Source organism: Pricia sp., assembly GCF_041745955.1.
Lineage (GTDB): Bacteria > Bacteroidota > Bacteroidia > Flavobacteriales > Flavobacteriaceae > Pricia.
Window position 1 is genome coordinate 1 of the sequence record NZ_JBGTHY010000545.1, and the last position, 10,774, is coordinate 10,774.

Consider the following 10,774-nt stretch of genomic DNA (forward strand, 5'->3'; position numbering starts at 1 on the left):
TCATAATAATCGTTTTAAATTAATAATTCAATCCACTTCTCTATTACAAAGATAAAATTAGTATAAAAAGCGTATTGGCATGAACGCAAAACCATCATATTTTGATGCAATAAAAGGTCTTGTTCAATGGCATAGCCATAAAAAAGCGGTCTCAAAAAAAGAGAACCGCTTTACCTAATTCCAGAAATTTCCTAAAAATCTACATCGCTGTACCTTCCGCACCCGTTTGGGCTTGGGCTTTGTCTTTTGCTCTTTTATTGCGCATCCAGAACCAAAGGATTGTAAAAAGAACGATCAGTATGGCCGGAAAGGTCGTCATGGTACCAAGGGTGTCCTGACCGGCAACCAGTTCAAGTTCATCTCCGGTGAATCCCGCAGCAGCGGCATCCGCTTTATCGGCATCGATCCATCCCCCTATAATCGGTTGAAAAATTGAGGTCGAGAACATACCGATTCCTCCCATAATTGAAAGTCCCAAAGCCCCACTTTTTGGAACCTTATCGGCAATAAATCCAATCATATTTGGCCAGAAATAAGCGACCCCCAAGGCAAAAAATACAGCCGCTACGTATGCCATTGTACCCGTTTGCGTACTAAATAGATAGACGCCTATGGTGGTCAGTATGGCTCCTCCCAAGAGTACGCCGGTCTGGTCGAATTTGGCGACTACGCTGCCCCCAAAATATCTGGCGACTGCCATCAAGCCAGTAACCAAAGCCAATACCAGCATAGGTTCGGCTCCGCTTTTTGCCAATATAAGCCCTACCCATTGTTGCGGGCCAAATTCGCTTATTGCGGTAAGCGCCATACAAACAGCCATAAATATGAACAGGGGAGATAGCATGGCTGTAAAGTTGCTTGATAAATTCGAAGCTTCCTCAACTTTTGCCTTTGGCCAAGATTGTCCGAAGAAAAGATAAGCGTAAATCAAGGTTGGAATCATGATGACCCATATTTGACTTTCCCAGCTCAAACCCGCATCGGTCATGAATTTTGAAATAAGGCTACCGATTACAATACCACCTGGAAACCACATGTGAAAGCGGTTCATCATCGTACTCATGCGATTACCTTTGTAGGCATCTGCGATCATGGGGTTACAAGCCGCCTCGGTACAACCGTTACCCAAACCGATAAGTAGTGTAGAAATTAATAGTCCATAATAGCTTCCGGCGTATATGGTCAGAATGATACCAACGGCATGGGCAAAGAAGGCAAATTGCATGATTACTTTTCCGCCTACTTTGTTATAAATGAGTCCACCAATTACCATGGAAATTGGAAATCCTAAGAACCACATAGAGTTAATAAAACCTAATTGCTCTGCCGTAAGGCTCAGTTCCTCACCTAATTGAGGTAATATACCCGCCCGTATACTGAAGGAAAAAGCTGTAGTGATCAACGCCAAACAACTGGCGAGAAAGAGTCTATTTGCGTTAGGTGCCATTACATTTGAAGATGCTTCCATGAATATTGGTTTATAGTTTAGAGGTGTAAATTTTTATAAATATAATTTATTTTAAACATGATTATTAAGAAAAAAGTAACAAAAACGAAATATTGCATCATGAACACTTACCACATCTCGCTATCACCCTGTAAAATAGGTCAATACCGCCACCACAACGATGACCAGCATGACCGATAACAAAATATCGATCCAAGTATAACTGCCGACGGCCTCTTCTTTTTGCTCCTGCGTCAGCGTACCGAATGCCAAACCTTTGATAGTGGCATAATCCGGGGCGGCCGTTGCCAAACTTGTCCCGACACATACGACCACAGAAAAAATAAACATAAAGATGGCCATGTGCGCAAAGTTGATGGTGGCAAATTCATAGGCTATGCCCGAAAGGTCATTTTTCTGTATCTCGGCGGTAATCCGCAATGCGGCTACTACCAGCCCGGAGAACAGCGTTACGATAGCGGCGGTGGAGTTGACACGCTTCCAGAGAATGCCCAAAACGAACACGGCCGTGATGGGGGGTGCTATATACGACTGAACGCTTTGCAGGTACTGATAGAGTACACCCCCGCCAATTTTATCCATGATGGGGATCCAGATAATCCCCAAAATAACGACCAGACCGGTGGCGACCCGGCCGATGTTCAGAAGTTTTTTCTCCGGGGTCTCGGGCCTTAGTTTTTTATAGATATCCATGGTAAATATAGTAGAGCAGGAGTTGAAAACCGAAGCTAGTGAACTCATAAGTGCGGCCATCAACCCTCCGGCAACAAGTCCTTTTAGACCCGTAGGCAACAGCGTTTTCACCATTACGGGAAACACTTCATCGGCCTTGTCATAAGTGAGCACACCCTGTTTGGCCAATGCAAAGGCAATGATTCCGGGTATCAAAAAGATGAATATGGGCAGAATCTTAAGATAGGCTCCGAAAATGGCACCGCGTCTTCCTATTTTAATGTTCTGTGCGGCAAGGGTACGCTGAACGATGTATTGATCGGTACACCAATACCAGACTCCGACGATGGTGCCTCCAAAGAGCAGTCCCGTCCAAGGAAATTCGGGGTCGGACATCGGTCGCCACATATTGAAGTGATCGGGACCGACCGTGGCGCGAAGTTCCTCCCATCCGCCTACCTGTTCAAGTCCGAGATAGGTAATGATAACGGAACCTGCGATGAGTACGACGGTTTGCAGGGTTTCCGTGTAGATTACGGCCTTCATTCCCCCAAGGATCGTGTATGCACCCGTGAATACAACGATGCCAATCGCGCCGTACCAAAAATCGATGCCCAGGAGTTCGGAAACGACGATGCCCCCGGCGTAGATGGTCACGGATACCTTGGTGATAACATAGCCCACCAAAGAAAAAACGGACAGGAACCATCGCGAGCGGCTATCAAAACGTTTTTCCAGGAATTCCGGCATGGTAAACACCTTGCTACGCATGTAAAAGGGGAGAAAAAGCCATCCCAATAAGAGAACGATCCAGGCGTGCAGCTCATAGTGCGCCATGGGCATACCCGATTCCGCACCGGTGCCGGCCAGGCCAACGACATGTTCGGAACCGATGTTCGAGGCGAAAATGGAGGCGCCGATGACGAACCAGCCGACATTTCTACCTGCCAAAAAATAGTCCGCGGTATCTTTGTTCTTTTGTAGTATGACCCAAAGGGCTACCCCGATCAAGGCCAGAAAATAGGCGCCCAGCACCACCCAGTCCAAGCGCTCTAAAACAGTTTCCATAAAGTATCGATTGGTAGATGGAGGCTGTTTCGAGGCAGACTCTCAAGCGATAAAAGTAGCGTTAAAATCGTTTTTTGACAATTATAATGTGCCATGAATGTGAAATTCATTGATGATCGTTAGTATAAAGTGCGAGATTCTTTCTATATTGAGGGCTGTTTTGATACGACGGGTGACGTATGACGGGTAGCAAAATCGGATTTATGTCGAACCATTGACATTTGTATACCTATTAAGAAGTACTAAAAATTCAAGAACCATAATTTATATCTAATGAAAAAAGAAGAGACCAAACCCGATAACAGTAAAAATCCACGTAGGGATTTCGTGCGGAATACGGCACTTTTTACCGGAGGCGCCATGCTCTTGCCCAATCTGAATATGCAGGGCATGTTCAATTCCACCAACGACAAAAAGCTGAAAATCGCCTTGGTGGGTTGTGGCGGTCGAGGCACAGGGGCGGCGGTACAGGCATTGAACGCCGATGAAAATGTAGAGTTGGTCGCCATGGCCGATGCCTTTGAAGATCGTTTGAAAGATAGCTTGATTAATATCTCCAAGGAGATGGGGGAAACGAAAAAGGTGAACGTCAAGCCTGAAAATCAGTTCGTAGGTTTCGATGCGGCGCAAAAAGCCATCGATTTGGCCGATGTGGTCATTTTGGCAACGCCTCCCGGTTTCCGTCCCCAGCACTTCGAATATGCCATCAACAATGGCAAGCACGTTTTTATGGAAAAACCTGTGGCCGTTGATGCGCCCGGCGTACGGAAAGTCCTTGCGGCCGCCAAAAAAGCGAAGGAAAACAAGTTAAATGTAGTTGTGGGGCTGCAAAGGCATTATCAGGATAGCTATTTGGCCGCCATTGAGCAGCTTAAAAAGGATAGTATCGGTGCCATTGTATCCGGGCAAGTATATTGGAACAGTGGTGGGGTGTGGACGCGTGAACGACAGCCCGAACAGAGCGAACTCGAATTCCAGATGCGCAACTGGTATTATTTCAACTGGCTTTGCGGTGACCATATACTAGAACAGCATATACACAATATCGATGTGGCCAACTGGTTTATTGGGGAGTATCCGGTATCTGCGCAGGGAATGGGCGGCCGTGAGGTACGAAAAGGACCGAATCATGGGGAGATTTTCGACCATCATTTTGTGGAATACACCTATCCGAGCGGTGCCGTTATCGCCAGCCAATGCCGCCATCAGCCGGAAACCATGAGCCGCGTTTCCGAATTCTTTCAGGGTACCAAGGGTACGGTATCCACAGAAGGCGACAATGCTACCTTAAAAGATTATAGTGGCAAGACACTTTTCGAGCATCGGGGCAAAGACGATCCAAACCCCTATGCGGTCGAGCATGTCAAGCTTTTTGAATCCATTCGTAACGGTGGCGTTTTGGCCGATGGCGAAAACGGGGCCAAAAGTACCATGAGCGCTATCATTGGCAGAATGGCCACCTATTCCGGCAAGGTCATTAATTGGGACGAGGCTATGCAATCGACCCATGATCTCGCACCCGACGACCTCACTTGGGATTCGCCCGCGCCCGTACAGCCTTTGGCGGATGGCGAGTATAAGATTCCGGTGCCTGGGGAGACGGAGGTGATGTAGATGTGAGACCTGCCCATCCACCAGGCGGGTTTGAGATATGAGATTTAGACGTTAAATCTATACTGTCCCTGCTTTTAGTGGGGACATTTTTTTGTCCGTAACAGAAAAAGTATAACCGGCTTTTCTGCGGATAACTGCAATTGCTCAGTGCCAGCGGCGCCCTGATACAGGATGTTGTTCCATAGAGAGCAAATGAAGACACGTTCGTTATGGATGTCGCCCATCCGCAGGCCGGAGTGTACGCTTTGCATATCATTACTGTAGAGAAAAACACTCTAAGACAGGTTATCATAAACTAAGTAGAACTCTTAGCGCCCCTTCGATTGCGCTCAAGGCAAGTCTTGCGGTCAAATATTCATTAGGATGCTCCTGTTGGTAAACGTCAAGGTTTCACTGATTATTTGGTTATATTTGTTTTTCAAATTTTCAAAAAAATCCATGTACAGCAGCATCCGAATCCATACCTTTCTATCCATTTTTATTTTTTTAATAGGATGTAGGGATGAAAAAAAGACAGCACCAACCTTCAACGACACTTCCCAGGCAATAGACAAACAAGAAGTATCCACGCAGGATACGACCGTCATTAAAGTAAAACCGGAAGGTATCGATACGCCGGACGGGATGGTCTGGATTCCCGGTGCCATCATCGAACAAGGGGCCGTGCTCCAGGATAAGATGGCCATGGAACACGAAAAGCCCGCCCACAAAGTAGCTGTTGACGGTTTTTTTATGGACCTGACCGAAGTCACCAACGCCGAGTTCAAGAAATTCGTCGATGAAACCGGCTACAAAACCATTGCGGAACGTGAAATCGATTGGGAGGAAATGAAAAAACAACTGCCCGAAGATACTCCGAAACCTCATGACAGTATCATGCAGCCCGGGTCCCTTACCTTTAAAAAAGCCAAAAATTCGGTACCCAATCTCTACGATTTTTCCCAGTGGTGGCGGTGGCAGATCGGCGCGAATTGGAAACACCCCGACGGCCCTAAAAGTTCCCTTATCGGAAAAGAGGGCGACCCGGTCGTTCACATTGCCTATGAAGATGCCCTTGCGTACTGCGAATGGGCCGGTCGACGTTTGCCCACCGAAGCGGAGTGGGAGCGGGCAGCCCAGGGCAACCCATCCGAATCCGTTTATCCCTGGGGAGATGACGCATCCGAACTGGCAAAAAAAGCGAATACTTGGGAAGGCGAGTTTCCAGTGACCAACACCCAAGCGGACGGTTTCGATAAGCGCGCGCCCGTTAAATCGTACCCGCCCAACGATTTCGGACTTTACGATATGGCCGGCAACGTGTGGGAGTGGACAAGCGATTGGTACAACACCGGTTATTATAACGAGGTAGCTGCCCAGAATACCATTCTAAAAAATCCTAAGGGGGCGGAATCCCCGTACAACGCCAGGGATCCGTACGCCAAGGAAAAGGTGATGAAAGGCGGATCTTTTTTGTGCAATGCCTCCTACTGTGCCAGCTACCGTATTTCGGCGCGAATGGCGACAAGTCTGGATTCTTCTCTGGAGCATTTAGGCTTTCGTACCGTGGCGACCGTCGACATGGTGAAAAATAGTGGGCAGTAGGCAGCACGCAGTAGCGATTGAACCTAAAACCTTTTCACCTACAAACTTCAAACAACCTATGGAATTTCTTAAAACCTTCACCCCTGAACTGACCGTTGAATCCCCCGGAAGAATCAACCTTATCGGCGAACATACCGATTACAATATGGGGTATGTACTGCCAACGGCCATCGAAAAGAAAATTATTCTCAAGCTTCAAAAGAACGGTTCCGATTCCGTTTGCCACGTGTACAGTGAGACCTATGATACAGGGTTTGAACTAGACCTGAATACCATTGCAAGAAGTGACGTGGAGTGGGAAAATTATATTTTGGGCGTTTTGAGCGAAATTTCGTTGCGTACGGATAAAGTGAGAGGCTTCGACTGCGTACTGCAAAGTGACTTGCCAACGGGATCGGGACTCAGTTCCTCGGCCGCATTGGAATGCGGACTCGCCTTCGGCCTCAACGAACTCTTCGATCTGGGGCTGTCAAATTTGGAAATGGTGCAACTATCCCAAACGGCCGAACACACCTATGTGGGTACGCAATGCGGTATCATGGACCAATTTGCTTCGGTAATGGGCAAATCGGGACATGTCATCCTTCTAGATTGTGAATCTTTGGAATACGATTACATTCCCATTGATCTGCATCCGTATAAAATCATCCTATTGAATACCAAGGTTTCCCATAATCTGGCGTCCAGCGAGTACAATACCCGAAAGCGGGAATGTGCGGAAGGGGTGGAAATCATCCGAAGAAAACATCCGAAGGTAAAATCGTTACGAAATGTGACGGAAGAAATGTTAAATGCGGGCAAACCGGAAATGGATCCCACCGTTTTCAATCGGTGTTCCTTTATAATCGCTGAAAACAAAAGGGTACTTGAAATGGCCAAGGCATTACGGCAAAAAGATTTGCTATCCGCGGGTCAACTTTTATACGCGGCCCATCACGGCATCAGCAAACTGTACGAGGTAAGCTGCGCAGAATCGGACTTCTTGGTCGAATTCTCAAAAGATAATCCTGATGTATTGGGGGCACGGCAGACCGGTGGCGGATTTGGCGGTTGTACGCTTAATATCGTTCACAAAGATGCGGTCGATGATTTTGTGAACGCTGCCAGTAAAGCCTATAGGAAAAAATTCGATATTCATCTTGAAGCCTTTGAGGTCGAACCTGCTGGGGGCACCTCCTTTTCTTAAGGGATGTTTGAAAACAATGCTCTTGGTGCTAATCCGTTGACGAGTTGAGCAAGGCTTCTTGGAGCAATATTTTCTTATGCCTGCTCAAGGGTAGGCGATGCCCGGAAACTTCTACCTCGGCCCCATTAAAATTTTCGACTTTTTCCAGATTAACGATATACGATTTGTGGATGCGCATAAATTTTCCTTTCGGTAGGCTTTCCATTAGGGCCTTCATGGTCATTAGCACCAGAATGTTTTCTTCTTCGGTAACGATCTTGATATAGTCGCCCACACCTTCGATCCACCGTACATCGTTTACAGATACCTTTACTTTTTTCAGCTTGCTGTTCACCATAATATGATGGTCGTCCGTAATTTCCGGTTCCGGATCGGACCGGTTGGCCAAGGCTTTTTTGACCGAAGTGCTGAAGCGTTCGGCGGTAATCGGTTTGAGCAGATAATCCGTTACATCGTAATCGAAAGCCTTCATGGCATAATCCGCCTTTCCGGTGACCAAGATGATCTGCGGCCGTTCCTGTAGGGATTCAATAAAGTCGAAACCGCTGATGATTGGCATCTCAATGTCAAGAAAGACCAGGTCTACCGGGTTCTCTTTCATGGCAATTCGTGCCTCGATACCGTTATGGTAGTCGGCCGTAAGTTCCAGTTTTTGATGTTTGCGTACGAGTTCGGAGATTGCGGTACGCTGCAATTTTGAATCGTCAATAACGATAGTTTTAAGTGTTCGGGATTCCATGATGAATTGGTTGTCTTGCTTAGGCCAAACTGCCATAGGTCAAATATAAAGGATATTATTCGATAGGGAAAAAACCGAACACTATTTGTAGGGATAAATAAACCGATTTATGGGAAAAGACCAATTTTTTCTTGAACCTGAACCTGAACTTACACTTGAGCTTGTACTTTGCCTCATCCCGCTCCAAGCGCATCTAACAATCTAGACTTTCTTTTTCGGCTCAAGGGCATTTGTTTTCCGCACACCTGCACTTCCGTACTAGTGAAATTCTCTATCCGATCGAGGTTGATGATGTACGATTTGTGTATTCTGAGGAAACGATTTTCAGGCAATTTTTGTTCGAATGCCTTCATAGAGGTCAATACGAGAATATTCTTCTTTTCGGTAATCAATTTTACGTAGTCGCCCAAAGCCTCTACCCATTTGATGTCCCCGTAGTCTACCCTAACTTTTCTGAAATTGCTTCGCACAAAAATATGTTCGTCCTCACTTTGTCCGGTCATCGTACCCGTATTGCGTTGCACCTTTTTGATGGCCATATCGAACCGCTTGGGCGACACGGGTTTCAACAGGTAATCGGTAACGTCGTATTCGAAGGCCCTGAGGGCATGATCGGGCTTCCCGCTGACCATGATGACCTGCGGTCGCTTCTTAAAGGATTCCAACAGGTCGAACCCATCTATAAAAGGCATTTCCACATCCAAAAAAATCAGGTCCGCATTTTTTTCGCATCCATTATTTTTCGCCTCGATACCATTACGGTAGCTGCCTTCGAGCACCAAGTCGGGATGGTTTTCGATAAGCCGTTTCAGCACGGTACGGTGCGTTGTGCAATCGTCGATTATGACGCTTTTTAGTATTGTAATTTCCATTAAAAACGTTTGTATTGGCTGTGAATGCCTTTAGTTTCCTTGTTTAAGGGGTATGTTTTCAATAGTACTTACGAAACCAAAAATCGATGGTTTGGTTTTTTTTGAATTTTCAGGCCATGGGTGTTTAGATAACTTTTGATAACTTTGGGGATCCGCTTTTTTTTAAAAGGCTATTTTTGTCCCTACCATTACATAGAAATCAAGAAGAATTCATAGAAGTATTAGATTATGTCAGAGAATACCGAACGATTGAAAACGATGATTATAGGATCCGGACCCGCCGGATATACCGCAGCGATATATGCGGCGCGTGCGGATTTAAAGCCCGTGGTATATACGGGATTGGAACCGGGCGGGCAGTTGACCACCACTACGGAGGTCGATAATTTTCCGGGCTATCCCGATGGTATCGACGGGCCCAGCATGATGGTAGAATTGCAACAGCAGGCCGAGCGCTTCGGCACCGAGGTACGTATGGGCAGGGCAACCGCTGTCGAATTGAGCGATGAGGCCGGCGGCATCCATAAGGTAACGATAGACGAGGATAAGGTGGTCGAGGCCGAAACGATCATCATTTCTACAGGGGCCACGGCAAAATACCTGAACATACCCAGTGAACAACGTTTGCGGGGCGGAGGCGTTTCCGCATGTGCCGTCTGCGACGGGTTCTTTTATAAAGGGCAGGATGTAGCTATCGTTGGAGCCGGTGATACCGCTGCCGAGGAAGCCTCGTATTTGGCGAATATCTGTAACAAGGTCACCATGTTGGTACGTAAAGATTACATGCGGGCCTCTAAGGCCATGCAGCATCGGGTGGATAGTCTAAAAAATCTTGAAATCCGATATAATTCAGAAGTGGACGAAGTTTTGGGCGATCAGGTCGTCGAGGGTCTACGGATCGTAAACAACCAGACCGGCGAAAAAGAGGAAATCGCCATAACAGGACTCTTTATTGCCATCGGGCACAAACCGAACACTGATATTTTCAAGGGCCAGTTGGATATGGACGAAACCGGATATATCATTACGGAGGCTAAATCGACCAAGACCAACAAGCCCGGTGTTTTCGCAAGTGGCGATGCGCAGGATAAAATTTATCGTCAAGCGGTCACGGCGGCAGGAACAGGCTGTATGGCTGCATTGGATGCGGAGCGCTATTTGGCGACAATCGAAGCGGCTCCTGAAGAAGTGGTGTGAAAACATTCTGAAGTCGAAGTATCACTAAAAAACCTATCGGTTCCATAGCCTCTGGGGATAAGACAAAAAAAAAGCCCCTGCTTTGATGAACAGTGGGCTTCTTTGGTTGGGACGACCTTCTAATCAATCCGTCTGTAGTTTTCCGAAAAGCTACGTTTCCCTTCCTCATCGACCGTAAACTGGCTATAATTGTCCTCGTCAAGTTGCAGTTCGAACTTGAATACTTTGACGGTATCTTGAATATCCATCATAGTTTTGGAACCATATTCAAGCCGTTCTTCAAGTTCGTTTTCGGTATTGGTATACGACCCGTACCCAAACCATTCCGAGGGATCGTCGGGGGAGTAGCGGGTCCACATGACCTTACCTTTGCT

At 46.8% G+C, this 10,774-nt stretch carries 9 protein-coding genes and 1 pseudogene; 4 read left to right on the top strand and 6 right to left on the bottom strand.

Annotated features, from left to right (window positions below; genetic code table 11):
* Positions 1 to 199: 199 nt before the first annotated feature.
* Positions 200 to 1,468, bottom strand: a complete 1,269-nt coding sequence (locus ACEW8S_RS19520; RefSeq protein WP_373519782.1) for a sugar MFS transporter — start codon at positions 1,466 to 1,468, stop codon at positions 200 to 202.
* A 123-nt stretch (positions 1,469 to 1,591) separates the two neighbouring features.
* Positions 1,592 to 3,208 (bottom strand): sodium:solute symporter, encoded by a 1,617-nt coding sequence (locus ACEW8S_RS19525; protein ID WP_373519783.1) that lies wholly within the window; start codon positions 3,206 to 3,208, stop codon positions 1,592 to 1,594.
* Positions 3,209 to 3,481: 273 nt separating this feature from the next.
* Here ACEW8S_RS19525 and ACEW8S_RS19530 point away from each other — a divergent pair, with 273 nt between their 5' ends.
* The gene (locus ACEW8S_RS19530; RefSeq protein ID WP_373519784.1) at positions 3,482 to 4,822 is read left to right on the top strand and encodes a Gfo/Idh/MocA family protein; all 1,341 of its coding nucleotides are present in this window, start codon (positions 3,482 to 3,484) and stop codon (positions 4,820 to 4,822) included.
* A 74-nt stretch (positions 4,823 to 4,896) separates the two neighbouring features.
* Here ACEW8S_RS19530 and ACEW8S_RS19535 read toward each other — a convergent pair whose 3' ends face one another.
* Positions 4,897 to 5,073 (bottom strand): hypothetical protein, encoded by a 177-nt coding sequence (locus ACEW8S_RS19535; protein WP_373519785.1) that lies wholly within the window; start codon positions 5,071 to 5,073, stop codon positions 4,897 to 4,899.
* Between the two features lie 187 nt (positions 5,074 to 5,260).
* Between ACEW8S_RS19535 and ACEW8S_RS19540 the strand changes: the two genes are divergently transcribed.
* Both ACEW8S_RS19540 and galK read left to right on the top strand, forming a co-directional pair.
* Positions 5,261 to 6,406 carry a formylglycine-generating enzyme family protein gene (locus tag ACEW8S_RS19540; protein ID WP_373519786.1) on the top strand — a complete coding sequence of 382 codons (1,146 nt, stop codon included), beginning with the start codon at positions 5,261 to 5,263 and terminating at the stop codon, positions 6,404 to 6,406.
* 58 nt (positions 6,407 to 6,464) lie between these two features.
* Positions 6,465 to 7,592 carry a galactokinase gene (galK, locus tag ACEW8S_RS19545; RefSeq protein ID WP_373519787.1) on the top strand — a complete coding sequence of 376 codons (1,128 nt, stop codon included), beginning with the start codon at positions 6,465 to 6,467 and terminating at the stop codon, positions 7,590 to 7,592.
* Between the two features lie 28 nt (positions 7,593 to 7,620).
* On the opposite strand, the gene ACEW8S_RS19550 is transcribed toward galK, so the two are convergent.
* Positions 7,621 to 8,331 (bottom strand): LytR/AlgR family response regulator transcription factor, encoded by a 711-nt coding sequence (locus ACEW8S_RS19550; protein ID WP_373519788.1) that lies wholly within the window; start codon positions 8,329 to 8,331, stop codon positions 7,621 to 7,623.
* A 173-nt stretch (positions 8,332 to 8,504) separates the two neighbouring features.
* Entirely contained in the window at positions 8,505 to 9,203 is a 699-nt protein-coding gene (locus ACEW8S_RS19555; RefSeq protein ID WP_373519789.1) for a LytR/AlgR family response regulator transcription factor, read from the bottom strand.
* 228 nt (positions 9,204 to 9,431) lie between these two features.
* Here ACEW8S_RS19555 and trxB point away from each other — a divergent pair, with 228 nt between their 5' ends.
* Positions 9,432 to 10,400 carry a thioredoxin-disulfide reductase gene (gene trxB / locus ACEW8S_RS19560; protein WP_373519790.1) on the top strand — a complete coding sequence of 323 codons (969 nt, stop codon included), beginning with the start codon at positions 9,432 to 9,434 and terminating at the stop codon, positions 10,398 to 10,400.
* A gap of 119 nt (positions 10,401 to 10,519) precedes the next feature.
* Here the strand turns inward: trxB and ACEW8S_RS19565 are convergent.
* Positions 10,520 to 10,774, bottom strand: a pseudogene (locus tag ACEW8S_RS19565) (hypothetical protein); the annotation flags it as partial.